Genomic DNA, 290 nt, shown 5'->3' on the forward strand with positions numbered 1-290 from the left:
TAAACCCGACCTGTTAGGTCAACACGCTCTAGCGGCGCTGGCGGAGAAACACGCAATTCAGTACACTGTTGGCAAGTTTTTGTTGGTGATTCGTTATGCATAAGCTGGCCCATATGGGCTTTCGTCTTCATATGCCCTGCCCGGCATTGGCTGACTATATCAGTTGCTATTGGAGCATCCAGACCATGCATTGTGATCTCGCAGCAGAGGCGGAGTTTATGCATCCGGAGGGTGGCACCGGACTGATTTTTAATTTCGCCGAGCCTATGCAGTTTAACGAGCAATGGATG

Annotated in this window: 1 protein-coding gene; it reads left to right on the plus strand. The window is 50.3% G+C overall.

What is annotated here, in order from left to right; all coding sequences use genetic code 11:
* Nucleotides 1–95 precede the first annotated feature (95 nt).
* Nucleotides 96–290, plus strand: a 195-nt coding sequence (locus J0A66_RS22945; protein ID WP_206576089.1) for a DUF6597 domain-containing transcriptional factor, incomplete at its 3' end; no start/stop codon positions are given.

This window comes from Bowmanella dokdonensis, from assembly GCF_017254865.1.
GTDB lineage: Bacteria > Pseudomonadota > Gammaproteobacteria > Enterobacterales > Alteromonadaceae > Bowmanella > Bowmanella dokdonensis.